This is a genomic window from Cryobacterium sp. N22, from assembly GCF_002929555.1.
Classification (GTDB): Bacteria; Actinomycetota; Actinomycetes; order Actinomycetales; family Microbacteriaceae; genus Cryobacterium.
In genome coordinates this window covers 105,231-130,956 of the sequence record NZ_PJJP01000034.1, presented here as the reverse complement: position 1 = coordinate 130,956, position 25,726 = coordinate 105,231, and the positions used below count along the sequence as shown (strand labels likewise).

Annotated in this window: 23 protein-coding genes; 9 read left to right on the top strand and 14 right to left on the bottom strand. The window is 70.8% G+C overall.

The features are described 5' to 3' along the window. Position 1: 1 nt before the first annotated feature. A complete protein-coding gene (locus tag CXY76_RS09770) occupies positions 2-1,321 on the bottom strand; it encodes an ABC transporter substrate-binding protein (RefSeq protein WP_104164041.1) in 1,320 nt (439 codons plus the stop codon). A 24-nt stretch (positions 1,322-1,345) separates the two neighbouring features. After that, complete coding sequence (locus tag CXY76_RS09765) at positions 1,346-3,511, bottom strand: alpha-galactosidase (RefSeq protein ID WP_104164040.1); 2,166 nt, start codon at positions 3,509-3,511, stop codon at positions 1,346-1,348. A gap of 213 nt (positions 3,512-3,724) precedes the next feature. On the opposite strand from CXY76_RS09765, the gene CXY76_RS09760 reads away from it, so the two are divergent. Then, on the top strand, positions 3,725-4,879 hold the full coding sequence (locus CXY76_RS09760; protein WP_104164039.1) for an ROK family protein: 1,155 nt from the start codon (positions 3,725-3,727) through the stop codon (positions 4,877-4,879). A gap of 64 nt (positions 4,880-4,943) precedes the next feature. Here the strand turns inward: CXY76_RS09760 and CXY76_RS09755 are convergent, their stop codons facing one another. Genes CXY76_RS09755 through CXY76_RS09745 form a run of 3 tightly spaced genes read right to left on the bottom strand, consistent with a single transcriptional unit; the run spans position 4,944 to position 7,827 of the window. Next, positions 4,944-6,041: a D-2-hydroxyacid dehydrogenase gene (locus CXY76_RS09755; RefSeq protein ID WP_104164038.1), complete on the bottom strand. Its 1,098-nt coding sequence runs from the start codon at positions 6,039-6,041 to the stop codon at positions 4,944-4,946. Beyond that, the gene (locus CXY76_RS09750; RefSeq protein WP_104164037.1) at positions 6,038-7,057 is read right to left on the bottom strand and encodes a sugar kinase; all 1,020 of its coding nucleotides are present in this window, start codon (positions 7,055-7,057) and stop codon (positions 6,038-6,040) included. Before CXY76_RS09750 ends, CXY76_RS09755 begins: the two co-directional genes overlap by 4 nt. Continuing rightward, positions 7,054-7,827 (bottom strand): fumarylacetoacetate hydrolase family protein, encoded by a 774-nt coding sequence (locus tag CXY76_RS09745; RefSeq protein WP_104164036.1) that lies wholly within the window; start codon positions 7,825-7,827, stop codon positions 7,054-7,056. Before CXY76_RS09745 ends, CXY76_RS09750 begins: the two co-directional genes overlap by 4 nt. A gap of 38 nt (positions 7,828-7,865) precedes the next feature. Between CXY76_RS09745 and CXY76_RS09740 the strand changes: the two genes are divergently transcribed. Beyond that, entirely contained in the window at positions 7,866-8,642 is a 777-nt protein-coding gene (locus tag CXY76_RS09740; protein ID WP_233199684.1) for an IclR family transcriptional regulator, read from the top strand. A gap of 25 nt (positions 8,643-8,667) precedes the next feature. Here CXY76_RS09740 and CXY76_RS09735 read toward each other — a convergent pair whose 3' ends face one another. After that, positions 8,668-10,098, bottom strand: a complete 1,431-nt coding sequence (locus CXY76_RS09735) for an MFS transporter (RefSeq protein ID WP_104164035.1) — start codon at positions 10,096-10,098, stop codon at positions 8,668-8,670. A 210-nt stretch (positions 10,099-10,308) separates the two neighbouring features. Between CXY76_RS09735 and CXY76_RS09730 the strand changes: the two genes are divergently transcribed. After that, the gene (locus tag CXY76_RS09730) at positions 10,309-10,917 is read left to right on the top strand and encodes a TetR/AcrR family transcriptional regulator (RefSeq protein WP_104164034.1); all 609 of its coding nucleotides are present in this window, start codon (positions 10,309-10,311) and stop codon (positions 10,915-10,917) included. A 9-nt stretch (positions 10,918-10,926) separates the two neighbouring features. Here CXY76_RS09730 and CXY76_RS09725 read toward each other — a convergent pair whose 3' ends face one another. Then, positions 10,927-12,039 (bottom strand): Gfo/Idh/MocA family protein, encoded by a 1,113-nt coding sequence (locus tag CXY76_RS09725; RefSeq protein WP_104164033.1) that lies wholly within the window; start codon positions 12,037-12,039, stop codon positions 10,927-10,929. After that, the gene (locus tag CXY76_RS09720) at positions 12,036-12,839 is read right to left on the bottom strand and encodes a sugar phosphate isomerase/epimerase (protein ID WP_104164032.1); all 804 of its coding nucleotides are present in this window, start codon (positions 12,837-12,839) and stop codon (positions 12,036-12,038) included. Before CXY76_RS09720 ends, CXY76_RS09725 begins: the two co-directional genes overlap by 4 nt. 228 nt (positions 12,840-13,067) lie before the next feature. Here CXY76_RS09720 and CXY76_RS09715 point away from each other — a divergent pair, with 228 nt between their 5' ends. After that, positions 13,068-14,411, top strand: coding sequence for a hemolysin family protein (locus CXY76_RS09715; RefSeq protein ID WP_104164031.1), 1,344 nt, complete (start codon positions 13,068-13,070; stop codon positions 14,409-14,411). Next, on the top strand, positions 14,404-15,444 hold the full coding sequence (locus CXY76_RS09710; RefSeq protein ID WP_104164030.1) for a hemolysin family protein: 1,041 nt from the start codon (positions 14,404-14,406) through the stop codon (positions 15,442-15,444). Before CXY76_RS09715 ends, CXY76_RS09710 begins: the two co-directional genes overlap by 8 nt. Before the next feature lie 21 nt (positions 15,445-15,465). Here the strand turns inward: CXY76_RS09710 and CXY76_RS09705 are convergent, their stop codons facing one another. After that, complete coding sequence (locus tag CXY76_RS09705) at positions 15,466-16,737, bottom strand: MFS transporter (RefSeq protein WP_104164029.1); 1,272 nt, start codon at positions 16,735-16,737, stop codon at positions 15,466-15,468. A 148-nt stretch (positions 16,738-16,885) separates the two neighbouring features. On the opposite strand from CXY76_RS09705, the gene CXY76_RS09700 reads away from it, so the two are divergent. Further along, positions 16,886-17,260: a DUF1622 domain-containing protein gene (locus tag CXY76_RS09700; protein ID WP_104164028.1), complete on the top strand. Its 375-nt coding sequence runs from the start codon at positions 16,886-16,888 to the stop codon at positions 17,258-17,260. Positions 17,261-17,297: 37 nt separating this feature from the next. Here CXY76_RS09700 and CXY76_RS09695 read toward each other — a convergent pair whose 3' ends face one another. From CXY76_RS09695 to CXY76_RS09675, 4 genes are all read right to left on the bottom strand, one after another. Further along, positions 17,298-18,500, bottom strand: a complete 1,203-nt coding sequence (locus CXY76_RS09695; protein WP_104164027.1) for a class I SAM-dependent methyltransferase — start codon at positions 18,498-18,500, stop codon at positions 17,298-17,300. 126 nt (positions 18,501-18,626) lie between these two features. Next, positions 18,627-19,619, bottom strand: coding sequence for an LLM class F420-dependent oxidoreductase (locus CXY76_RS09685; RefSeq protein ID WP_104164026.1), 993 nt, complete (start codon positions 19,617-19,619; stop codon positions 18,627-18,629). Between the two features lie 48 nt (positions 19,620-19,667). Then, positions 19,668-20,072 carry a VOC family protein gene (locus tag CXY76_RS09680; RefSeq protein WP_104164025.1) on the bottom strand — a complete coding sequence of 135 codons (405 nt, stop codon included), beginning with the start codon at positions 20,070-20,072 and terminating at the stop codon, positions 19,668-19,670. A 26-nt stretch (positions 20,073-20,098) separates the two neighbouring features. After that, positions 20,099-20,671 carry a signal peptidase II gene (locus CXY76_RS09675; RefSeq protein WP_233199683.1) on the bottom strand — a complete coding sequence of 191 codons (573 nt, stop codon included), beginning with the start codon at positions 20,669-20,671 and terminating at the stop codon, positions 20,099-20,101. Positions 20,672-20,832: 161 nt separating this feature from the next. On the opposite strand from CXY76_RS09675, the gene CXY76_RS09670 reads away from it, so the two are divergent. The 3 genes from CXY76_RS09670 (at position 20,833) to CXY76_RS09660 (ending at position 23,453) form a co-directional block, all read left to right on the top strand. After that, positions 20,833-21,897 carry a diacylglycerol kinase family protein gene (locus CXY76_RS09670; protein ID WP_104164024.1) on the top strand — a complete coding sequence of 355 codons (1,065 nt, stop codon included), beginning with the start codon at positions 20,833-20,835 and terminating at the stop codon, positions 21,895-21,897. A gap of 63 nt (positions 21,898-21,960) precedes the next feature. Then, positions 21,961-22,752 (top strand): alpha/beta fold hydrolase, encoded by a 792-nt coding sequence (locus CXY76_RS09665; RefSeq protein WP_158253877.1) that lies wholly within the window; start codon positions 21,961-21,963, stop codon positions 22,750-22,752. Then, positions 22,749-23,453: a triacylglycerol lipase gene (locus CXY76_RS09660; protein ID WP_104164022.1), complete on the top strand. Its 705-nt coding sequence runs from the start codon at positions 22,749-22,751 to the stop codon at positions 23,451-23,453. Before CXY76_RS09665 ends, CXY76_RS09660 begins: the two co-directional genes overlap by 4 nt. 46 nt (positions 23,454-23,499) lie before the next feature. On the opposite strand, the gene acs is transcribed toward CXY76_RS09660, so the two are convergent. Then, the gene (gene acs, locus CXY76_RS09655) at positions 23,500-25,602 is read right to left on the bottom strand and encodes an acetate--CoA ligase (protein ID WP_104164021.1); all 2,103 of its coding nucleotides are present in this window, start codon (positions 25,600-25,602) and stop codon (positions 23,500-23,502) included. Between the last annotated feature and the right edge of the window lie 124 nt (positions 25,603-25,726).

The window sequence follows — 25,726 nt, the reverse complement described above, 5'->3', positions numbered from 1 at the left end:
CTCACTTCCCCTGTCTCTGCGTGGTGGTGCGGGCGGCGACCTTGTCCCATTCGGAATCCAGGTCGGCGAGGAAGGTCTCGGTGTCGCCGGTGATCACCAGCGTCTGGAGCAGGTTCGGCAGCGGGACCGCCGCGGGAATCTGGTGGTCGATGAAGCCGATGATCGTGCCGGCAGAGAAGTACGGCTCGAGTCCGGCCAGGGCGGGGTCGTTGTTGGGTGCGGCATTCTTGAGCGGCGAGAAGGTGCTCTGCGCTTCGGAATACGCGGTCACGACGTCCGGCGACATCAGGTAATCCACGAACTTCTGCGCCTCGGCGGCGTGCGGGGTGTCCCGGCCGATCATGATGCCCACGTCGACTCCGGAGACCGCGACGCGGCTGTCGGCGTCGTCGGTGACCGGGTAGGGGAAGGAGCCGATGCTGGCGTCGGGGTTGTTGGCACGGATGGCGGGGATCGCGTAGGAGCCCTGCAGGTACATCGCCGATTCACCGTCGGCGAAGGCCTTGTTGCCGGCGTTGTAGTCGCGGCTGGCGAAGTTGTCCTGGCAGTACTCGAACAGTGCCACCTCCTTGTCGGCGGCCTCGGCGAAGTCCTGGGCGAACGAGACCGTGCCGGCGCCGCCGGTGCTCTCCTCGCGGAGGGTGTCGAAGAAGCCGTCGGGCATCAGCGTGCCGCCGAGGTTGACGAAGGCCGGGTTGGCGGTCCAGGAGTCCTTCATCGTGCAGAAGAACGGGGAGACCCCGTTGGCCTGGAAGGTGTCGGCGGCCGCGACGAGCTCGGTCCAGGTGGTGGGCACCTCCACGCCGTTCGCGGCGAAGATATCGGGGTTGTAGAGGATGCCGGAGGCGTTGCTGGCGAACGGCAGCGCGTTGACCTCGTCAGCGCCGTCGGCGCCGCAGGTGCCCAGCGACTGCACGATGTCCTGCACGGCCGGTTTCACGGTGTCGGCGACCGGGTTCTCGCCGAGGTCGGCGAAGATGCAGGCCCTGGCGAGCTCACCGTAGTTGCCGTTGACGTTGAGCGTGAGAACGTCGGGCACCTTGTCTTTCACGAGCAGGGTGCGGATGGCGGTGTCAGGTTCCGGCACCGAGTTCTGGGCAACCCTGATGCCCGGGTTCTCGGCCTCGAAGTCCTTGATGATGGCGGTGAAGTCGCCCACCGCCTCCGGCTTGAACTGGAAGAAGTTCAGGGTGACGACGTCGCCGGCGCCGGCGGAGGCGGAGCATCCGCTCAGGGCGACAAGGGCCGCGGCCGCGAGGACCATGGCGGTCGCCCGCCGGCGACGCGGTCTGGGGCGGGACGTGGTGCGGGGTGGTTTCATGGCGCCTCCTTGCGCTCGGTCCGCCTAAGCGGACGTGATCTGGAAAACAGCGAGGTGTTCGGGGAAGAGCACCGGCCCCTGCAGGCCGATGGTTCGCAGTGCCCGGCCGGTGAGGGTCAGTGGCTTCTCCGCCCACACCAGCGGGGACTGGCCGTTGCCGACGCCGGTGTGCTCCCGGTTGACCAGCCGCACGCTGTAGCGGGTGTCGTCGGCCAGGCCGGTGAAGCGCAGCGGCCCGACCGGGTAGGCCGCGCTGCTGGCGACCAGGCTGAAGACGAACATCGCCTCGCTCCGGTCGGCGGCGACCACGCCGCGCAGGTCGACGGCCGGGTCGGCGTGGTCGACGTGCACCGAGGTTCCGGTGTGGAAAAGGGCGCGGTTGGCCTTGTAGAGCTCGATCCAGCTGATCAGCTCGGTCTCCTCGGCCGCGGACAGCGCACTGATGTCCCACTCGATGCCGAGGTGGCCGAACAGGGCGACGCCCGCGCGCAACGACAGGTCGTGGCGGCGCCCGGTGGAGTGCGATTCGGGGCCGCTGATGTGCGCCCCCATCAGTTCGTAGGGCACCAGCAGGCCGGTGTACTTCTGGATGGTGAGGCGTTCGATCGGGTCGATGCAGTCGCTGGTCCAGATGCGGTCGGTGTGGTCGAGGATGCCGAGGTCGACGCGGGCGCCGCCGGAAGCGCAGCTCTCGATCTCCAGGCCGGGGTGGCGGGCCTTGAGCTCGTCGAGCAGGGCGTACAGGGCCACGACGTTGTCGTGCACGGCGGCGGTGCCGGTGCGGGTGCTGCCGGCGTCGACGAGGTCGCGGTTGTGGTCCCACTTGAGGTAGCCGATGGGGTATTCCACGAGCAAGGCATCGAGGCTCGCGAGGATGTAGGCGTAGGCATCCGGGTGCGAGAGGTCGAGGACCTGCTGCTGGCGGCCCTCGACGGGCAGCCGTTCGGCGGCCTGCAGCAGCCAGTCGGGATGCGCGCGGGCCAGGTCGGAGTCCGGGTTGACCATCTCGGGTTCGACCCAGAGGCCGAACTGCATGCCGAGGCCGGTGACGGTGTCGATCAGCGGGCCGAGGCCGTCGGGCCAGACGTCGGCGTCGACGACCCAGTCGCCGAGGCCGGCGGTGTCGTCGCGACGGCCGAGGAACCAGCCGTCGTCGAGCACGTACCGTTCGACGCCGACGCGGGCGGCGGCCTGCGCCAGTGCGGTGAGCCGGCCGAGATCGTGGTCGAAGTAGACCGCCTCCCAGGTGTTGAGGGTGACCGGGCGCGGGGTGCGCGGGTGCACGTCGCGGGAGCGCAGGCGGGTGTGGATGCGGGCGGAGAGCTCGTTGAGCCCGTCGCCCCAGGAGGCGATCACGGTGGGGGTGCTGTAGCCGGCGCCGGGGGCGAGGCGGATCTCGCCGGCGGCGAGCAGCTCGCCGGCCTGCAGGAACGCCGACCCGGTGACGAGCTTCTCGGCGGCCAAGCGGTGGTTGCCGCTGAAGGCCAGGTGCACGGCGTGCACGAGGCCACTCTCGAAACCGAAGCCGGGGGTCCCGGCGGCCAGCAGCAGGGTCGCGTCCGCGCCGGGACGGCCCTTGCGGCTGTCGCGCTGGTGCCGGCCCTGGGTGAAGGCGTGCCGCTGCGGGGAGCGTTCGCGCAAGTGCCGGCCGGTGGTGTCCAGGATCTCGGTGGCGCTGGCGGGCAGCGGCAGGGTGACGCAGAGGTCGACCAGGTCGTAGTCGTCGTCGCCGGTGTTGGTGAGCGTGAGGCTCGAGCTGAGCACGCCGGCCGCGTCGACGGCCAGGTCGATGCGGAGGGCCAGGCGGTTGATGTCATCCGTGGCGTGCGCGGTGAGGGTGTTGCCGGTGTGCTCGATGGCGGTGGTGACCAGTGCGGGGGAGAAGAACCGGCCCGCGCGGCTGCCGGTCAGGCCAGGGGTGCCCTGCCAGCCGGTGGACTCCTGGGGCAGTAGGCCGAGGCGGGCCGGCACGTCGAGACCGCCGGAGACGCGCTGGGGCAGGGTGGCCAGCACGATGGCGTCGAGGTCGGCGGCATCGGGGGAGCCCAGGTCGGCGCCCCAGTGCACGATCACGGGAAGGCCGGGGCCGCTCGGATCGACAAGAACGCTGGTGCCGCCGTTGCGGAGATGGACGACGGCACTGTTGTTCACGACGACACTGTTATTCACGACGACACTGTGGTGGGACATGCATATATTTCTATATTGCAAGTAAAGCAAAGTCAAGTTGGCCGGATCCACCCGGAAACCCGCAAGTCTGCGCGCTCGACGGCTTCATTTTCTTGCGTTTTGCAACATAACGGGGCGAGCGGAACCGGTATTCTGATCGTACTCACCAGCCCCTGAGCGCCGATGGCGCAGGGGGCGCCGTGCCGGCACTGTCCGATCGAAAGTTGCCCACCCATGTCATCCGTCGATGCCGCCGAGCGCCGCTACCGCGCACCGTCCAGCGAGCTGGCCCGGGAGGTCCTGATCCACGGGCCGATCCTGCGGAGTGTGCTGGCCCAACGGCTCGGCCTGTCGCTGGCCACGCTCACCCGCCTGGCGCGCCCCCTGCTCGACGGCGGCCTGCTGGTGGAGGTGACCGAGCAGCTCGAGGGCGCCATGGGCCGCCCGGCGAAGCCGCTCGACGTGCGCGCGGATGCCCGGCAGTTCCTGGGCGTGAAGCTCACGGGCGACACGGCCGTCGCCGTCACCACCGACCTGCGCGCCGCGGAGGGGAGCAGGGCCACCCGCCCGCTGCCCAGCCACGAGCTGCACGACGTCGTCGCGGTGATCGTGGACCTGGCCCGGGAGCTGGCGAACGAGCAGGAGTTCTCCGCCATCGGCATCAGCGTCGGCGGCCAGGTCTCCGACAACAGGGTGGTCGACCGCGCACCGTTCCTGGGCTGGCGCGGGGTGCCCCTGGCGGATGCCGTAGAGGCGCAGCTGAAGGTGCCGGTCATGGTCGAGAACGACGTCGTGGCCCTGGCGGCGGCCGAGCACTGGTTCGGCCTGGGTCGAGGGTTCTCCAACTTCGCCGTGCTCACCGTCGGTGCCGGCGTGGGCTACGGCCTCGTCATGCACGACCAGGTGGTCAGCACCTCGCAGGCGGGCCTCGGCCTGGGCGGGCACTTCCCGCTCGACCCCACCGGACCGCTGTGCTTCCTGGGCCACCGCGGCTGCTCCACCGCGCTGCTGACCATTCCCAGCATCCGTGCGCAGGTGGAGGTGGCCCTGGGGCGCCCGGTCAGCTACGCCGAGGTGCTCGAGCTCGCGCAGAACGACAACCCGGTGGCGCTCGCCGTGCTGCGCGCCGCCGGAACCGCACTGGGCCGGCTGATTGCCGCGGTGGCCAACCTCGCCATGGTGGAACACGTGGTGCTCGCCGGCGAGGGGCTGGGCTTCCTGGAGATCGCGCGCGCCGAGATGGATGCCGCCATCCTGGCCGACCGCGACCCGGAGGCCGCCGAGGTTGACGTGCTGCTGGAAGCGAGCGGATTCATCTCTTGGGCGCAGGGCGCCGCGGCCGTCGCCATCCAGCGCACCATGGACACCCTGACGTCCCGCGAACCGTGAGCTAAGCCCCAAAAATCGCGGATTTTCGGGGCTTAAGTCACGGTTCGCGGAAGGGGCAGGGGCCCTAGTAGAACTCGACGGTGTCGACCTCGTTGCGCAGGGGCCTGCCGTCGAGCAGGGCGGTGGCGTTCTCGGCGAACAGCTCGGCGATGCGGCGTTCCTCGCCGGGGTCGAGGGCGGCGGTGTGCGGGCTGACGAGAACGTTCGGCAGGTCCCACAGTGCGCTGTCGGCGGCGAGGGGCTCGGTGGCGAACACGTCGAGCGCGGCGAAACCGACCTGGCCGTTCTGCAGGGCGAGAGTGAGGGCGGCCTCGTCGATGACGGTGCCGCGGCCCACGTTCACGACGGTGACGCCGGGCCGGGCGGTGGCGAACACCGCTGCGCCCACTAGGCCTTCGGTGGCGTCGGTGCCGGGCAGCGAGACGACGATGGCGTCCGCGCGGGCGGCGTGCTCGGCGAGGTCGTCGATGGACACGTACTCGTCGACGTGGTCGACGGTGCTGCTGCTGCCCGCACGGCGGGCGCCGATCACGTGCATGCCGAGGGCGTGGGTGAGCCGGGCGATTTCCCGGCCGATGCCGCCCAGGCCCACGAGGAGCACGGTCTGGTCGCGCACCTGGCCGAGCGGGCGGCGGGCCGGCCAGTCGTGCTCGTGTTGCTGCTGCTGCAGCTGGGGCAGCCGCTTGGCGCCGGCCAGGATGCCGAACAGGGCGAACTCCGCCAGCGGGCCGCCGTGCACCCCCGCGGAGGTGGTGAAGGCCACCCGTGCCAGGTCGTCGTCGCCGAGTCCGGCCGCCTTCACCTGGGCGCCGCCGCCGGCGGCCATGAGCTGCACCCAGCGCAGCTTCGGGTTGGCCTGCGCCGTGCGCCGGAGCGCGTCGGGGTCCACATCGGGGATGCCGTAGAGCACGTCGGCGGAGTCGACGAGCGCCTCGAACGCCGCCTGCTGGGCGGGTGTGCGACGGAAGGCCGGGTCGCCGCGGTAGTCGGCGGGGTGCCGCATGGGCGGGAGCAGGGTTTGGTCCCGCACGAGGTCGAGGCGCGGTTCGGCCCGCTCGATGAGTCGGCAGAGCTCCTCCGAGAGCGGGGAGGCCACGACGACGCGAAGGGTTGACGGGCGGAGTGCGGACGGGCGGGTGGTGGTGGTGGTGGTGGTGGTCATGCGAAGGCCCTTTCTGCGGGCGTGGAGGCGTGGTTGAGAGGCTGGCGTGTCGCGGCTTCGAGGAAGGCCTCGAGGCCGGCGCGGTCGGGCAGGCCTTCCTGGTCGCCGTGGCTGGTGGTGGCGATGGCGCCCACCGCGGCGGCTCGGCTGAGCCACTCGTGCACGGGGCGGCCGTCGAGGGCGGCGCTGATGAACCCGGCCGCGAAGCCGTCGCCGGCGCCGACGGTGTCGACCGGGGACACCCGGAACGGCGGGCAGACGACGTGCAGGCCGTCGCGGGTGAAGAGTTCGGCGCCCGCCGAGCCGGTCTTGACGGCGACCACCTTCACTCCGCGGTCGAGGTACCAGCCGGCGACGCCCTCCGGCGTGCCGTGCCCGGTGAGGATGCGTCCCTCGGGCAGGCCGGGCAGCACCCAGTCGGCCTGCACGGCGAGATCGTTGACCGTCCGCACCATGGTCGCGGTGTCCGGCCAGAGCGCTGGACGCAGATTGGGATCGACGCTCACCGTGGCGCCGGAGCGCCGGGCGGCGGCGATCGCCTGGCCGGCGAGGGCGCGCGGGCCCTCGCCGAGGGCGAGCGGGATGCCGGTGAGGTGAAGGTGCCTGGCGCGGCGCAGATAGGCATCCGTCGCCGCGGTGGGGGCCAGCCGGCGGGCGGCGGAGTGCGCCCTGAAGTACACGACGGTGGGGTCGTCGCCGGGGTCGGCCCGGTTCTTCAGCTGGAATCCGGTGGGAGCGCCGGCGTCCATGCTGACCTCCCCGGCGTCGATGCCGAGTTCTCGCAGCCGGGCGAGTGCGAACTCGCCGAACGGGTCGGCGCCCAACCGGGTGAGATAGCCCACCCGGTGGCCGAGCCGGGTCAGGCCCACCGCCACGTTGAACTCAGCCCCGGCCAGCCGGCGGGTGAAATGATCGACGCCAGCCAGGATGCCGGCCTCGTCGGCCACGAACATCGCCATGATCTCGCCGAGGGTGACGACGTCGAGAGTGCCGCTCTGGCGCGTGTTGGGGGTCATGCGATGGCCTTCCGGTAGTGCTCGAGCAGGCCGGCTGGGGCGGCGGCGCCGACGACGGGGTTTACCAGGGTGAGCCCGCCCACGGTGATGGCCACGGTGCCGCCGGGCAGCAGGCCGGCGTCGGCACCCGGGGCGCCGGTGAGGATGACGTCACCCGGCTGCAGGGTGGTGATGCTGCTGAGGTAGACGATGATCTCGGCGAATCCGCGTGCCAGTGCGGTCGTTGTGGAGGCGGAGACCGTCGTGCCGTCGACGGCCAGGCAGATGCCGGCCTCGACGGGCAGCTCGGTGTCGATCACCGGGCCGAGCGGGGTGAACCCGTCGAAGCCCTTGCCGGCCAGCCACAGCGAATCCTGGGCCTGCAGCGCGCGAGCGGTGACATCGTTCGCGGCGGTATAGCCGAGAACCACCTCGAGCGCGTCGGCGAGGCTGCGATGCCGGGCCGGGCTGCCGATCACGAGGGCCAGCTCGGCCTCGGCGACGACAGGGCCGATCCCGTGCGGCACCGGGATGGGGTCGCCGGGGCCGATGGCGCCGTGCCGCGGCTTGAGGAACGCCTGCGGCGCCAGTTCCCGGTCGGCGGGACCGGTGTTGTGGGCCATCCCATAGATGGTGCCCGGCTGTACCGGCGCAAGCAGGGTGTGCGGCGTGAACGGTACCCGCTCGCCCGTGCGGCGCAGATCGGCGAGGCTGCACACCAGCCGCACCTGGTCGCCGTCCACGATGCCGTGCCGGGGTCCACTGTCGGTGGCCACCCGTGCGATCAGCACGGTGCGCCCGCCAGAGCGGATGCCGGTACGATCGACGCGTGAGAACCGGGGACACCGAGACGGTGGGCAAGGACATGGTGGGCAAGGCGCTGAGCCTGCTGACCGTGCTCGGCCCGCATCCCGACGGGGCCACCCTGTCGGACCTGGCGCGCTGGAGCGGGTACCCGGTGACCACGACGCACCGGCTGCTCGGCTCGCTGGTGCGCGACGACTTCGTGAGCTTCAATCCGGAGACCAAGCTCTACAGCCTCGGGTTGCGCCTGTTCCAGCTCGGCGCCGCCGTGTCCAGCGCCCACGGCTTCCAGGGCGTGGCCCTGCCCGTGCTTCGCACGCTGTCGCGAGCCACCGGCGAGGCCAGCCTGATGTCGGTCCTCGACGGCGAGCATCAGCTCTACATCCACCACATCGAGGCGCGCCACCACGTGGGCGTTCGCGGCGAGACCGGCAAGCTCGGCCCGCTGCACTGCACGTCGATGGGCAAGGTGCTCGTGGCCTTCGCCGACTGGGAGACCCGCGACCACCTGGTGACGACGCTGCCGCTGGAGCGGTTCACCAGCCGCACGATCACCGACCGGTCGGCATTCGCGGCCGAGATCGCCCGGGTGCGCTCGCAGGGTTTCGCGGTCTCGAACGAGGAGCACGAGGAGGGCATCGTCACCGTCGGCGTTCCCGTGCTCGATGCCATGGGCATCGCGGTGGCCGCCCTCTCCGTTCCGTCGCCGGCCTACCGCACCACGGTGGAGCAGGCCCTGCAATTCCTCGGTCCGTTGCGCGAGGCCGCCGCCGAGCTGGCCGTGCTGCTGCCCCGGCGCTGAGGTCGACGCGTCGGCCGCATCCAGGTCAGGCACGAGGAGTACCCACCGCGGCGGCGACCGGCGCGGATGCCGTTGCCGGGGCCGTCAGGGAGACGTCGTCGAGCGCATCCGTCTCGAGGTCGAGGTCGCGGCCCCTGGTCTCCGGCGTGATGAACGTCACGGCGATCGTGATACCGGTCAGCAGGAGCAGGTAGAGCGCCAGCGGCACCCAGCTGTCGCTGAACCAGGCCAGCAGCAGCGCACCGACCAGCGGCACCAGGCCGCCCGCGATGACGGCGGAGAATTCGCGGGCCACCGACACTCCGGTGTAGCGGTGCCGGGAGCCGAACAGCTCGGGCATCAGGGCGCCCTGGGCGCCGAACATGCCCCAGGTGCCGATGCCGAGGGCCACCGAGATGGCCGCGACGGTCGCCACGACGTTGCCGGTGCTCAGGATCCACCAGACCGGCACCGCGATCACGAACTGGAAGATCGCGAACCCGCGGTAGACCCGCACCCGACCGAACCTGTCGCTGAGCAGCCCGGCCACGGGCACCGTGATCGCGCCGACGGCGGCGGCGAAGACCAGCGAGATTGCGCCGATCGGCCCGGCGGTGACCGACGAGCCCAGCGCGACGGTGACGACGTAGCTGATGGCCAGCACCTGGTAAATCGACGAGCCGCCGTTTTCGGCCATGCGCAGGCCCATGCCGATCAGCACGGTCTTGCGCGAGGTGCGCAGGAGGCTGCGCAGCGGCTTCTCCTGCACCTGCTCGTGGGCCTCGAGCTTCACGAACGAGGGCGATTCCTTGAGCTTGAGCCTGATGTATACGGCCACGCCGATGAGCACGGCGCTGGCCAGGAACGGGATGCGCCACAGGCCGTCCAGGACGACCTGCTGGCTCGGGATGAGCAGCAGGAAGAAGACCAGGGCCGCGATCACGGTGCCGATCTGGATGCCCATGAACGGCAGCGACGCGAAGAACCCGCGGCGGTGGCGGGGCGCGTACTCGGTCATCAGGGTGGCGGCGCCCGCCTGCTCGGCGCCCGCGCCGAAGCCCTGAAGGATGCGGAGCACGATGAGCAGGATCGGTGCCAGGATGCCGACCTGGTCGTAGGTGGGCAGCAGGCCCATCGCGGTGCTGGCGCCGCCCATCAGGAGCACGGTGAGAAGCAGCACCGACTTGCGGCCGATGCGGTCGCCGAGCGATCCGAAGAACAGGCCGCCGAGGGGGCGCACCGCGAAACCGATGAAGTAGGTGGCGAAGGCCAGGATGCGCCCGGTGGTGGGGTCGCTGTCGGTGAAGAACAGTTCGCTGAAGATGAGCGCCGACGCCAGGCTGTAGAGCGCGAAGTCGTAGTACTCCAGTGCGCTGCCGAGCGAGCTGGCCCAGCCGGCCCGGCGCAGGTCCGCCTCGGAGATGCTCGAGTCGGCGGTGCGGGGCGGCGCGGCCGGGACGGGGGTTGACGATGACATGGAGACCTCTCTGTCTTTTGTCTGAATCCAGTGTGCGTGAACGTGCGTCCGGTGACCGGCGCGGGATCAGAATTCCACACAGTTTCCACTATGTGGGTGCCCTTTCCGCGATGCGGAAAGCCTCCTCTCGCGAACTGTGAGATAAGCCCCACAAACCTCGGGTTTTAGGTGCTTTGCTCACGGTTCGCGGAAGGTCGGTAGCCTTGGGAAATGGCGACCCTGGGCAGATACCCGAAAGGCGTCGCGAAGCGCGCCGAGATCCTCGAGACCGCCCTGGCGCTCGTGGCTCGGCAGGGCTTCCACCAGACTTCGGTGCGGGACATCGCCGCCGCGGTGGGCCTCACGCAGGCCGGCCTGTTGCACTACTTCGAGTCCAAGGACGACCTCTGGGTGGCCATCCTGCGCACCCGGGACGAGATCGACGCGGCGAAGGATCCCGAGGACCCGGACCCGGCGGCCACCTTCGCGGCCCTGATCCGGCACAACGCCGAGGTCCCCGGGCTCGTGCAGATGTTTGCGAACCTGTCCGCCGCCGCGGCGACCGACCCCGAGCATCCTGCGCACGACTACTTCCGGGAACGCTACGCGCACTCGCGGAGCACCATCACGGCCGGGCTGAGCCGGATGCAGGCATCCGGCCGGCTCGACGCCTCGGTCGACCCGGAGATGCTGGCGTCGATCCTGATGGCGGTCAGCGACGGCATGCAGGTGCAGTGGATGTTCGATGGCACCCGGGACATGGGCGCCCACGTCGAGGCCGTGATCGCGCTGGCCCGCACCGGGAACCGCCCGCCGGCGGCGGGCGGCTCCCCGGCCTGATCGGCTCGGCTACAGGGTGGCCGCCGCGGGATCCCAGTCTTCGGCCAGCGGCGTCGGCTGGGGAACGCTCGACGCCACGTCGACGGTCTGGGCGGTCTCGGCGGCCTCGGCGACGGCCAGCAGCACGTCGAGCACGTGCGCCGCGACCGCGCCGCTGGCGCGCTCGGGCACCCCGGCCCGGATCGAGCGGGCCAGGTCGAGCACTCCGGAGCCGCGGCCGTAGCTGGAGCCTGTCGCCGTGAGAAGACTCGGCTCCTCGTGGCCGAACCGCCACAGGGTGGAATCACCCTCGAAGGTGTTCGGGTCCGGGAGCACCAGGGTGCCCTCGGTGCCGCTGATCTCCACGAAGCCCATCCGGGGCAGGGCGTTCTGGAAGCTGAACGTGGACTGCGCCGACTGGCCGCCCTCGAACGCGATGACCGCGGCGTGGTGGGTGGGCACCTCGACCGGGAACTCGGTGCCGGCGCGGGGTCCGCTGCCGATGGTGCGCACCGCGCTGGAGGTGGACGACACCGCGCCGACCCGGCTGGCGGGGCCGAAGGCGTGCACAAGCGTCGTGACGTAATACGGCCCCATGTCGAAGAGCGGGCCGGCTCCAAGCGCGAACAGGAACTCCGGATTCGGGTGCCAGGCATCGGGGCCCGGGACGTGGAACATCGTGGTGGCCGTCAGCGGCTCCCCGATGTCGCCGCGCCTGATCGCCCGCATGGCGGTCTGGATGCCCGCGCCCAGCACGGTGTCCGGCGCGCAGGCGACCCGCAGGCCCGCGGCGTCCGCCGCGGCGAGCAGCGCCGCGCCGGAGTCGTGGTCCAGGGCCAGCGGCTTCTCGCTCCAGACATGCTTGCCCGCGGCGATGATCCGCGCACCCACTGCGGTGTGCACGGCGGGGATGGTGAGGTTCACGACGATCTCGATGTCGTCCCTGGCCAGCAGGTCCTCGACGGAACCGTGGCCGGGAACCCCGTAGGCCTCGGCCTGCGCCTGGGCGCGATCGAGGTCGAGGTCGGCGACGAAGAGCACGTCGAGGTCGGCGAAGGCCGTCATGTTCTCCAGGTAGGTACCGCTGATGACCCCGGCGCCGATGACGCCGACGCCGACGCCGACGCGTCCGGTGCGGCTCACTTGTCGTTCTCCAGAAGCCAGGCGAACGACGCCGCGATGCCCTCGAAGACATCGCCCGCGTAGCCGTCGAACTCCACCACGCGCAGGGCGTGCGGGGCTGCCGTGAGGATGGCGGCGACGCCGACGTCGCCGCTGCCGGCCGGCAGCTGGTTCTTGAACGCCTGGGTGAGTTCCTCCGGAACCTCCAGTGCGCTCTCGTTGCTGGGCAGCGTCGTGGCGATGGCGCCGGCGATCGGGCCGTCCTTCACGTGCAGGAACTGCACGCGGTCGCCCAGGCGGCGCAGCAGCTCCGGAGTGTCCGCGCCGCCGACGGTCGACCAGTAGGTGTCGAGTTCGAGCGCGACGTCGGGGGAGAGTCGCTCGACGAACAGCTCGTAGATGCTGCGGCCGTCCACCTGGTTCGCGAACTCCCACTGGTGATTGTGGTAGCCGAAACGGAGGCCCTGGGCGGCGGCGATCGTCTGGAGTTCGTTCACCCTGTCGGCGATGCGCGCGGCGTCGTCGGCCGTCTGCCAGCGGTCGCTCGGGATGAACGGATCGATGACGGTGCCGATGCCCAGCTGGGCAGCGGCGTCGAAGGTGCGGCCGGGGTCGGCGGAGTCGATGACGGGGGCGTGCCCGGACGGTGCCGTGACGCCGGATGCGGCGAACGCCTTCGCGAACTCGTCGGAGCGTTCGACGAAAGCGTACGGCTCGACCTGGGTGAAGCCGATGTCGGCGACGCGGGCGATGGCGCCCTGGAGGTCTGCGGAGATGGCATCCCTCACGGTGTACAGCTGGACCGAGGGTGTGCTGGACATACTTGCTCCTTTGGAAGTGATGGCGGGCAGGATTCTGCCGCAGGAACAAACCTAACGTTGCAAGGTTTTTTATGCCAGACCGCCCTGGCTGCGAGCTCCTGTGCGTTTGTACAGGGAGGGACCCTAGGCTCGACCCACAATGGATGACCCTCCCACGCATAAACCCATGCTCCCTGCCCGCCCCGAAGCCTTTCAGGCACAGAATTCACGGGCACAGGGAGCCACCTCGTGAACGAATGGATCATGCTGGGCCTCGGGCTCATCCTGACCTTCGGCACCGGCGTGTTCGTCGCCGCCGAGTTCGCCCTCGTCACGCTCGACCGCAATGAGCTCGAGGCCCGAGCGGCCCGCGGCGAGAAACGTCTCGGCCCCACCATCAAGGCGCTGCGGATCACGTCTACGCACCTCTCCAGCGCCCAGCTGGGCATTACCCTGACGACCCTGCTCACCGGATACACCTTCGAGCCGGCCATCAGCGCGCTGCTGCGCGGACCGATGATCAACCTCGGAGTGCCGGAGGGCGCCGTGCCCGTGCTCGGCACCGTGATCGGCATCTCGCTGGCCACCCTGTTCTCCATGGTGATCGGCGAGCTCGTGCCCAAGAACTTCGCGTTGGCCGTTCCGCTGGCCACCGCCAAGTTCGTCGTGCCGATGCAGGCCGCGTTCACCACGGTGTTCAAGCCCGTGATCCTGCTGTTCAACAACACCGCCAACGCCCTCATCCGCCTGGTCGGCATCGAGCCCAAGGAGGAACTCACCGGCGCGCGCAGCGCCGAGGAGCTCGGCTTCCTGGTGCGCCGCTCGGCGATGGAAGGGCTGCTGGACGCCGACCACGCCGAAATGCTGGGCCGCACCCTGCGGTTCTCCGACCACTCGGCCGCCGACGTGATGACCCCCCGGGTGCAGATGGCGTCGGTGCACGCCGGCGACACCGCCGAGGGCATCGTCACCCTGGCCAGCGCCACCGGCTACTCCCGGTTCCCGGTGATCGGCCGTGACACCGACGACATCCTGGGCGTGCTGCACGTCAAGCAGGCCTTCGCGGTGGCCCTGGGCCGACGCACCCTGGTGCGCGCCGACGAGCTGATGCTGCCCGCCCTGCGGGTACCGGAGTCGATGGGGGTCGACAGGTTGCTCGGCACCCTGCGCGAGGAAGGCCTGCAGATCGCCGTGGTGTCGGACGAGTACGGCGGCACCGCCGGCATCGTCACCCTCGAGGACCTCGTGGAGGAACTGGTCGGCGAACTCGATGACGAGCACGACAGGGCCAAGCCCGGCATCGTCCGCACCGGCCGCTCCATAGTCTTCGACGCGGGCCTCCGCCCCGACGAACTGCTCGAGCGGATCGGCGTCACCGTGCCGGACGACGGCGACTACGACACCATCGCCGGTTTCGTGACCGACCGGCTCGACCGCATGCCCGAGTTGGGCGACACCGTGCGCATCGACGTGGGCATGCTGCGGGTCGAGCGGATGGACGGCGCCCGTGTCTCGCGCATCCGCCTCACCCCCACCGAAACCACACCAGACCCGGTCAGCGCCGTTCTCGAAGGGAGGCCGACCCATGAGTGAGTACCTTCCCGGGCTGCTCTGGCTTGTTGTGCTGCTGGCCGTCAACGCCTTCTTCGTCGGCGCCGAGTTCGCCGTGATCTCGGCCCGTCGCTCGCAGATCGAGCCCCTGGCCGCGCAGGGCAACAAGGCCGCCAAGACCACCCTGTGGGCCATGGAACACGCCACGCTCATGCTGGCGACCTCGCAACTGGGCATCACCGTGTGCTCGCTGGTGATCCTCAACGTGTCCGAACCGGCGATCCACCACCTGCTCGAGATCCCGCTGGGCCTCACGGCGCTCTCCGATGAGGCGATCAGCGCGATCGCGTTCGCGGTGGCGCTGGGCCTGGTCACCTTCCTGCACGTGGTGCTGGGCGAGATGGTGCCCAAGAACATCTCGTTCTCGGTGCCCGACCGTGCGGCGCTGATTCTCGCACCGCCGTTGGTGTTCGTGGCCCGGGTGTTCACACCGGTGATCGTCAGCCTCAACTGGCTGGCGAACAGCGTGCTGCGGCTGTTCAGGGTGACGCCCAAGGACGAAGCTACCAGCGCGTTCACCCTCGACGAGGTCGCCGGCATCGTTCGGCAGTCCACCCGTGAGGGCATGCTCCTGGATGCTTCCGGCACGCTTTCGGCGGCGTTCGAGTTCACCACCAAACGGGTCCTGGACGTGGAGGTGCCGCTGTCGGGCATCGTATGCCTGCCCGAGCATGCGTCGCCGGCCGACCTTCAGCGTGCGGTGGCCGAGCACGGCTTCTCCAGGTACATCCTCACCGATGCGGCCGGGTTGCCCGCCGGTTACCTGCACCTCAAGGACGTGATGGACCTCACCGGACCGGAGGCCTTCGCGGCGCCGGTGCCCGCCAAACGGGTGCGCAAGCTCGCCTCGGTGCTGCGTGAGCGCGACCTCGAAGACGCCCTCGCGGCCATGCGCCGCACCGGCTCGCACGTGGCCACCTCGTTCGACACGAGCGGGGTCGCCACCGGGGTGCTGTTCCTCGAGGACATCATCGAGGAGCTCGTCGGCGAGGTTGAGGACGTCACCAGCGTGTAGGCCGCGACAAACGCCCGTCGCTCAGCCTGCGAGCGGTGCGAGCGGGGCGACCGGGCGGCCGAGCAGCGACCAGGCCACGACCACCGCCACGAGGGCCATCGCCGCGACGCCGAGGCCCGAGTAGCCCACCAGCAGCAGGACCGGGCCGGCCAGGGCCCCGCCGAGCGCTCCCGCGGCGTTCATCGACAGGTCGGAGAAGCCCTGCAGCGCCGACCTGTCGTGCACCCCGACGGCCTCGGTGATCAGCGTCGAGGCGGCCACGACGGATGCCGACCAGCCGAGCCCGAGCAGGATCAGCCCGACCGTCATGGCCGTCGCGTTGTCGCCGGCGAGCCAGAACAGCACCAGCGCGGCCAGCAGCAGGGCCTGCCCGGCCAGGATCACCGGCATCCGCCCCACCCTGTCGGCGAGGGCGCCGAACACCGGCGAGAGCGCGTACATGCCGGCCACATGCAGGCTGATGGTCAGGCCAACGATGGTGAGCGAGGCGCCGTGCTCGGTGAGGTGCACCGGCGCCATCGACATGAGCGCGACCATGGTGGCGTGGCTGAGGGCGATGACGGCCACGGCGTAGCGGGCCAGCGGGTTGGAGCGCACGATGGCCAGCCCGCCGTGCTGGCGGGTGTTCGCCGGCCGGGCCTCGCGCGCCGACAGGGCGGTGAGCAGCGGGTCGGGCCGCAGCCCGATAGTGTAGACCAGGGCGGCGCCCACCTGCGCGGCGAGGGAGAAGGCGAACGCCCCGGTGAGCGGGGGCAGGCCGAGCTGTGCGCCGACGACCTCGCCAGGGCCGAACAGGTTGGGGCCGAGGACCGCGCCGATGGTGGTCGACCACACGACGATCGACAGGTCGCGGGCTCGGGTGGTGGGGCCGGCCAGGTCGGTCGCGGCGAACCGGGCCTGCAGGTTGGTGGCCGAGCCGGCGCCGAGCAGCATCAGGGCGAGCAGCAGCAGCGGGAAGGTGTCGAGCGCGACCGCGGTGATGGCCAGGATGGCGCCGATCCCGGCGATGCCGGCCCCGGTGGCGAGGGACCGGCGGCGGCCGCTGGCCTGGGCCAGGCGGGCCAGCGGCACGGCCACCAGGGCCGCGCCCAGCGTGCTCATGGTCGCGGCCATGCCCGACCAGGCGTTCGACCCGGAGAGCTGCGCGGCGAGCAGCGCGCCGAGCGAGAGCGTGGCGCCCATGCCGATGCCGCCGAGGATCTGGCCGAGGATCAGCACCCGCACCACCTTGCGTTGCAGGCGGGGGTGCGCGCTCGAGTCCGTGCCGGAGGCGGGACGGCGGGGTGTGGTCATGGGATCCCTGGGTCTGCTGTGCTGACGAATGTGGGCGGCATCGATCAGCCTAGGGCTCGGTTGGTCGTGCACGTCCGACCGGCGGGGCAGGCTCGCCCGGCGAGGGGGGAGTATCTTCGCGCCAAGGGTGACGGCGGGAGAGGTGCGGATGACGTTCGAGGAAGTGGTGGAGGCGGCCGTGCGGGTGGTCGAGGTGGCCGGTGCGGCCATCATGGTGTTCGGCGGGCTGGCGGCGCTCCTGGCCGGCATCCCGCGGATACTCCGCTCGGACACCAGGCCGACGGCGTACCAGGCCATGCGGCGGGAGCTCGGCCGGGCCATCCTGCTGGGCCTGGAGGTGCTGATCGTCGCCGACATCATCCGCACCATCGTGGTGGAGCCCACGGTGGAGAGCGTGCTGGTGCTCGGGGCGATCGTGATCATCCGGGTGCTGCTGAGCTTCTCGCTCGAGGTGGAGATGGACGGCGTGTGGCCGTGGGCGCGGTGGCGGATGACGGGCACGACGCCACGCGCCACGGAGTAGCGCGAGTTGCCCACCTCCGGATTGGGCAACTCGGCGGTTAGGCCCGGCGCAGCCGCCAGAGCGAGGTGACCTCGGCCGCCCGCGCCGCGTGCAGCGGGTCGGACGTGTCGGCGACCTTGCGGTGGGTGGGCCGGGTGTCGAGGCGCGCGACCACCGCGAGGCCCGCGTCGTCGATGAGGTCGAGCAGTGCACCGCGGGAGCGCAGCCCGAGCAGCTCGGCCAGGTTGGAGAGGATCAGCCAGCCCTCGCCATCGTCGGTGAGGTGCCCTGCGAGCCCGGCCAGGAAGCCGCGCAGCATGCGGCTGTCGGGGTCGTAGACGGCGGCGTCGGTGCTCGTAGCGGCGGAGGCCGGTAGCCAGGGCGGGTTGCAGACCACGAGGTCGGCGCGGCCCGGCGGGAACAGGTCGGCCTCGACCACCTCGACCTGGTCGGCATAACCCAGGCGGGTCAGGTTCTCGCGGGCGCAGGCCAGTGCGCGGGGTTCCATGTCGGTGGCCACGACGCGGTCGAATCCGCGCTGGGCGAGCATCGCGGCGATCACGCCGGAGCCGGTGCCGATGTCGAACGCCAGCCCGGTCGCGGGCAGGGGAGCGGTGGCGACGAGGTCGAGGTACTCGCCGCGCACCGGCGAGAAGACGCCGTAGTGCGGGTGGATGCTGGCGCCGAGCGCCGCGACCGGCACGCCCTTGACACGCCACTCGTGAGCGCCGATCACGCCGAGCAGTTCGCGGAGTGAGCGAACCGACGCGCGGGTTCCGGGGCCGTACGCCTCGTCGCAGGCCTGCCGCACGTCGGGGGCGCGGCGCAGGCTCAGGGTGTGGTCGGCATCGAGCGACACGAGCACCAGGCCCAGCAGCCTGGCGCGGCGCAGGGCGTCGGCGCGGCTGATCTCGAACGCGGCCGACAGGCCCGTGGCGGGGGTGCGCCGGCGCCGGTCCACGCGCCGGGCCATCGCCGTGAGCAGTTGCCGGGCGTTCTGGAAGTCGCCCTGCCAGAGCAGGCCGGTGCCGGACTTCGCCAGCCGGTATGCGGCATCCGCGGTGAGGGTGTCGTCGACGACGACCACCCGCTTGGGCGCCGGCCAGCCGCCCTCGGAGTGCCAGCGGGCGGTGTGCTCGGTGTCGCCGTCACGCCAGTGGATGTCGGCGGCCGCGTCGGGTGCGGCCACGGCGGGTGCGGCCGCGTCGGTGCTGCCCGAATCGGGGGCATCGGCGTTGTCGGGGGTGTTCGTGCTGGACATGGTGTCCGATCTTGTGCCGCTGGGGTTCGGTCCGCCCGGGTTCGTGCACGCGGGCCGCTCGGCCGGAACCGCAGAGGCGGTCCCGACCTGTTCGATTATCGCATCCGTCGCCGCCCCACCGCCTCGCTACAGCAGCGCCGGCATGACCTCGCGCTCGAACAGCTCGAGGCCCGACCTGTCGTAGGCCGCCTCGGGGAAGTAGTGGATCGCGTAGCCGAGCCCGCGCTCCTTCATGCCGGTCAGCCGTTCCACGATCTGCTCCGGCGTGCCCACGCCCTGCGCCTCGCCGCTGCAGTACTCGGCCATGAAGCTCGCCGCGCCCTCCACGCCGAGGTGCGGGGTGACCCTGGCCTCGATGGCGTCCAGTCTCTCGGCGACCTCGGCCTCGTCGCGGCCGATCACGGTGTTGTAGTTGGCCGAGCGCGTGATGGCGTCGAAGTCGGTGCCGAGCGTGGCGCAGTGCTCGCGCAGCAGGTCGCTCTTGTGAGTGAAGCCCTCGGGGGTGCCGTCGAAGTTGGTGTAGTTCGCGTACTGCGCCGCAATGCGCAGGGTGACCTTCTCGCCGCCGCCGGCGATCCAGATCGGGATGCCGCCCTCCTGCAGCGGCAGCGGCCGCACGATGGCGCCGTCCACCCGGTAGTGCTCGCCGTCGAGGGTGGCGGTGCCGGTGGTCCAGGCCTGCTGCATGATCTGCACACCCTCGTCGAGGCGGGCGAGGCGTTCGCCGGCGCGCGGGAAGCCGTAACCGTAGGCACGCCACTCGTGCTCGTACCAGCCGGCGCCGATGCCCATCTCGACGCGGCCGCCAGAGATGATGTCGATCGTGGAGGCCACCTTGGCCAGGTACGCGGGGTTGCGGTAGCTCATGCAGGTGCACATCTGGCCGAGGCGCACCCGGCTGGTGGTGGCGGCGAAGGCGCTCATCAGGGTCCACGCCTCGTGGGTGGCCTGCTCGCTCGGCACCGGAACCGTGTGGAAGTGGTCGTACACCCAGATCGATTCCCAGGCGCCGGCATCCGCGTGGGCCGCGAGGCCGCTCATGGTGGCCCACTGCTGGGCGGGATCGATGCCGACGAGGTCATGACGCCAGCCCTGGGGAATGAAGAGTCCGAATCGCATGAGGCCCAGCCTAGGGGTGGCGCCGCGGTCGAAGCGGAAGCGGCCGAATCAGGCGGGCAGGACCGCGAAAAGGGAATGGATGTTGCCCTCCGGGTCGGCGAAGAAGCCGGTCAGGTGGCCCCAGTCGCGCTCCGCCGGCGCGGCGATGGCCACCGCCCCACGCTCGACGAGCTCGGCAAACCGGGTGCGCACCTGGTCCGGAGTGCCGCACTGGAAATTCAGTTCCACCGCCTGCCCGCTCCGCGGCGCCACGAATGACGGATGGTCGTGGGTGTGTGCCCCCATTCCGCCGCGCCGGAAGATGGCCAGCCGCACCCCGATCGGGCCGCCCAGCGCCACATAGTCCGGTTCGCGCACGGCCACCTCGAACCCGAGCGCATGCTCGTAGAAGTCGGCCATGCCGGCCACGTCGTCGGCCAGCAACGTCACACCCTCGAGCATCATCGCGTCCATGCCTCAGACGGTAGCATCGCCCAGGCTCAGGCCGTGCTGCCGGGGTCCTGGGGTGCGGGGGAGGCGGTGCCGGCTTCCGGGGTGCGCATGTGCACGCCCATCACGGTGAGGATCGCCAGCATGACGGCGCCGGCGAAGATCGCGATATCGGCGACGTTGCCGATGAACAGATTGCCGTAGCCGATGAAGTCCACCACGTGGCCGCGGGCGAAGCCGGGCTCGCGGAACAACCGGTCACCCAGGTGGGTGACGGCGCCGCCGAGCAGCAGGCCGAGGGCGATCATCCAGCCGCGGGACTCGACCCGCAAGGTGAGCATGGTGATCCACACCACGGCGGCGGCGGCGAGCACAGCGAACACCCAGGTGAAGTCGGAGCCGATCGAGAAGGCCGCGCCCGGGTTGTAGACGAGCACGAAGCGGATGACGTCACCGATCACCGGAATGACCTGGCCGTCGCCGAGTGCGGCCTCTGCCCACCACTTGGAGGCCTGGTCGAGGAGGATCACGACCAGGGCGATGGCGAAGGCGGGCCAGGCCAGCCTGGATGCCCGCGGCGAGCGGGTGGTGGCCGGCAGCGGAGTCTGGGAGGCAGAAGTCACCCCTCCATCATCCCAGCGATCGAGCGGACCGTGCGGCGCGGTTGTCGGAACCCTTCCCGAGTGAGGCGTGTAGCGTTATTGCACCCGCACGCTGAGCCTGCCGGCTGCAGCGGGATCGACCCGAGCGGAATCATCCGCTCATCTGCCTGAGGAGAGCGCGCATGTCGACACCTACCGACATCCCCACCGACGACCCCACCGACATCCCCACCGACATCCCGACCGACGACGACACCGCGACCGCGGATGCGCAGCCCGACCGGGAGGCCGCCGCCGGCCTGGCCGCCGTGGTCTACAACCCCATCAAGGTGAACCTCGACGCCATCAAGCGCGCCGTCGCGGTCGAAGAGGCCAAGGCCGGCTGGGGTGAGACCCTCTGGTTCGAAACCTCCAAGGAAGACCCGGGCCAGGGCGCGGCGCAGCGAGCCCTCGACGCCGGCGCCACGATGGTGATCGCCGCCGGCGGTGACGGCACCGTGCGCGCGGTGGCCGAGGTCGTGCACGACAGCGACGCGGCGCTGGCCCTGCTGCCGTCCGGCACCGGCAACCTGCTGGCCCGCAACCTCAACCTCACCCTGGACAACCTCGAGCACTCGATCGGTACGGCCTTCTCCGGCACGGATCGCAAGGTCGACATCGCCCGGATCGAGATCCGGCACGAGGATGACACGGTCAGCAAACACGCGTTCCTCGTGATGGCCGGCCTGGGCCTGGACGCCAAGATGCTCGCCAGCACCAACGACGAGCTCAAGGCCAAGATCGGCTGGCTCGCCTACGTGGGCGCGATCATCACGGCCCTGCGTGACCGCAACCAGCTGCGCCTGCGCTACAGCCTCGACGGCGGCAGCACCAAGTCGGTGCGCGCGCACACCGTGATCGTGGGCAACACGGGCACCCTCACCGCCAACGTGCTGCTGCTGCCCGAGGCCGTCATCGACGACGGGCAGTTCGAGATGCTCATGCTGCGCCCGGAGGGGTTCGTGCACTGGGTGCAGATCATCGTCAAGGTGTTCTGGGAGAACGGCGTGCTGCGCCGCACCCCGCTCGGCCGGCGCATGATGACCAAGGAGGTCGAGGCCCTCAACTACGTCAAGGGCCGCCAGATCACCGTGAAGCTCAGCCACCCCGAGGAGATCGAACTCGACGGCGACGGCTTCGGCACCGCCACCGCTTTCAAGGCGCGGGTGCTGGCCGGCGGCCTGCGGGTGCGGGTTCCGCAGGAGTGACCGATGTTTCCGATCGCGCGAATCTCCCACCGGCGAACACGTCGAGCGAGCGGAGTCGGCCGCGTGCGTGAGCTGCTGCTGCCGGTGAGCGGCGCATCCGTCCGGGTGCGCTCGACTCCGGGCCCGGGCACGCCGGATGCGCCGGTGTTCGTGCTGGTGCACGGCATCGGCATGTCGCACCGCTACTTCGACAGGATGCACGCCGAGCTGGCCGCCGCGGGCGCCGTGCACTCGGTGGACCTGCCGGGCTTCGGCCGCTCGCCCAAGCCCGCGGATGGGGTGTCGATCGAGCAGTACGCCGACTACCTCGGCGAGTTGCTGCCGATGCTCAGCGTGCGGCCCGTCGTGCTGGTCGGGCATTCGATGGGCGCCCAGTTCGTGACCGAGGCGGCCGTGCGGCACCCGACGGAGGTCGCCCACCTGGTGTTGATCGGCGGCGTCACCGACCCCACCCGTAATTCGGCGCTGCGCCAGGCACTGGCCCTCGGCCGGGACACCCTGAAGGAACCGGTCACCGGCACGACGATCGTGTTGCGCGACTACCTGCTGTGCGGTCCGCGCTGGTACCTCGCAACCCTGCGGCCGATGCTGGCCTACCGCACCGACCTGCGGCTACGGGATGTGCGCGCGCCTACCCTGGTGATTCGGGGAGAGGACGACCCGGTTTCACGCCACGACTGGGGCGTGCACCTTGCCGCGCAGGCCCCGCGGGGGAAGCTGCTCGAAGTGCCCGGCCGCCACCTCGTGCACTTCAGTGCCGCGGCCGCCACGGCGGCCGGCATCCGCGAGTACGCCCGCACGGTGGCGCCTGACGGTGTCCGCGCCGCGCCGCTCGACGAGCCCGTCACGCCATGACCCGCAAGCCCGGTCGGTCGACGCGTGGCCGACTCGGCGAGGGCCTCCGCAACGCCGGTTCCTGGCTGCTGGATTACCGGTACGCCGTTCTCGCCCAGGCGCGTGGTGCCCTCGCCCGCACTCACCCCGACGAGTTCGCGTCCGGCGACCGGGCGCCGGTGCTGATAATCCCCGGGATCTACGAAAGCTGGCACTTCATGCGCCCGCTGATCGACGCACTGCACGAGCACGGGCATCCGGTGCACGTGGTGACCCCACTGCACACCAACCGGCGCCCGGTGGTGCCGTCGGCCGAGATCGTGGCCGACTACGTGCGTCAGCGCGACCTGCACGGTGTGGTGATCGTGGCACACAGCAAGGGCGGTCTGATCGGCAAATACCTGATGACGCAGCTGGATCCCGATAACCGGGTCGAGCGGATGGTGGCGGTGAGCACCCCGTTCTCCGGTTCGCGCTACGCCCGGTACATGCCCACGCCCAGCCTGCGCGACTTCGCCGCGAAGCACCCGGACCTGCTCGCCTTGTCCGCCGACGAACGGCTGAACGGGCGCGTGGTCTCGATCTTCGGGCGGTTCGATCCGCACATCCCGGAGGGCAGCATCCTGCCGGGCGCCGAGAACGTGCGGATCGACACGGGTGGCCATTTCCGTATCCTCAGCCATCCCGACACGATCCGGCAGGTGCTCGCCGCGGCCGGGTAGCCCGGCCCGCTCACCCAACAGTTGCTGCTCGGATGCGCGGTGGCCGTCAGGCGCGGGCGGCCTGAACGATGGCCTGGATGCGGCCGGGCACGGTGTCGTCCTGCAGCGAGGTGACATCGCCGAGCGTGCGGCCGTCGACAATGTCGCCGAGCAGCCGGCGCATGATCTTGCCCGAGCGGGTCTTGGGCAGGTCGGGCACCAGGAACACGTCCCGGGGTTTGGCCACCGCGCCGATCTCGTGGGTGATGTGCGCCCGCAGCTGCGGGGCCAGCTCGTCGGCCAGGGCCAGCCAGGCCGCCGGGTCATCCGTTTCGGGGGCCACCGCGGGGATCACGAACGCGGCGATGGCCTCGCCGGTGGTCGCATCCGTCACGCCCACCACGCCGGACTCGCCGACGGCCGGGTGCGTCACCAGCGCCGACTCGATCTCGATCGTGGACAGCCGGTGCCCGGACACGTTGATGACGTCGTCGACCCGGCCGAGCAGCCAGATGTCGCCGTCGTCGTCGTATTTGGCGCCGTCGCCGGAGAAGAAGTAGCCCTGTTCGTGGAACCGGGCCCAGTAGGAGTCGCGGTAGCGCTCCGGGTTGCCCCAGACGGTGCGGGCCATGCCCGGCCAGGTGCCGGCAAGCACCAGGTAGCCGCCGGTGCCGTGCGGAACCGGCTGACCCGCGTCATCCACCACCAGGGTCTGCAGGCCCGGCAGCGCGCGCAGCGCCGACCCGGGCTTGAGCGTGCTCACCCCGGGCAGCGGTGCCATCACGGCCGCGCCGGTCTCTGACTGCCACCAGGTGTCCACGATCGGGGCTGTGCTTGCGCCGATGTTCTCCCGGAACCACACCCAGGCCTCGGGGTTGATCGCCTCGCCGACCGAGCCGAGCAGGCGGATGCTGGACAGGTCGTGCTCCGCGGGGAGGCCATCCGGGAACCAGGTCATGAACGTGCGGATCAGCGTGGGCGCCGTGTAGTAGGTGGTGACGCCGTAGCGCTGGATGATCTCGAAGTGCCGGCCGGGGTGCGGCGTGTTCGGGGTGCCCTCGTAGATCACCGAGGTGGTGCCGTTGGAGAGCGGGCCGTAGTGCACGTAGCTGTGCGCGGTGACCCAGGCGAGGTCGGCGGTGCACCAGTGCACGTCGTCGTCCTTGGCGTCGAAGACGGCCCAGTGGCTCCACGACGCGTGGGTGAGGTAGCCGCCGCTGGTGTGCACCAGACCCTTGGGCTTACCGGTGGTGCCCGAGGTGTAGATGATGAACAGCGGCGTCTCGGCGTCGAAGAACTCGGGGTCGTGGGTCGCGGATGCGGTGTCGACGCTGTCGTGCCACCACACGTCGCGGCCGGTGGTCCAGGGGATGTCCGGGGTCAGGTCGCCGGTGCGGCGCACCACGAGCACGTGCTCGATCGAGTCCACGCCTGTGACGGCCTCGTCGGCGGCTTCCTTCACGGGGACGGCCGTGCCGCGGCGGAACTGGCCGTCGGTGGTGACGAGCAGCTTGGCGCCGGTGTCTTCCACCCGGAACCGCAGTGCCTCGGCGGAGAAGCCGCCGAACACCAGCGAGTGGATGGCGCCGAGGCGGGCGACCGCGAGGGTGATGATGATGGTCTCGGGGATCACCGGCAGGTAGATGACGACCCGGTCGCCCTGCACGATGCCGAGATCGGTGAGCGCGTTCGCGGCGCGGGCGACCTCCTTCTCGAGGTCGGCGTAGGTGAGGGTGCGGCGGTCGCCGGGCTCACCCTCGAAGTGGAACGCCACCTTGTCGCCGCGACCGGCGGCGACGTGCCTGTCGACGCAGTTCACCGCCACGTTGAGCTTGCCACCGGCGAGCCACTCAGCGTGCGGCACGCTCAGCACGCCGTCGGCATCCGGTGCGGCGGGCTGCCAGGTGTGGTCGGTGTGCCAGGGTTCGGCCCAGTCGAGGCGCTTGGCCTGTTCGGTCCAGAAGGCGACCGGGTCGGCCGCGGCCTTTTCGTACCAGGAGGCGTCGACGTTGGCCTGGGCGGCGAAGGCGGCCGGGGCGGGGTAGCGGCGGTGCTCGGTGGAAAGGTTGCGGATGGTGGCGCTGGTGTCGGTCCAGTCGGCGGTCGCGGCGCGGCTGGCCGGGCTGGCGGTGGCCGTGCGGGTGTCCGTGTCGATGTCGGGTTTCGACATGGGCACACTCCTGCGTTCGGTTCGGCATGGGAATTGGAACAGATTCGACGCTACGCAGCGGCCGCGCACGTCGCTCGACGCAGCGCAACGCGGCGTAATCTTGCCCTGCCTCTGCGTGCCCCGG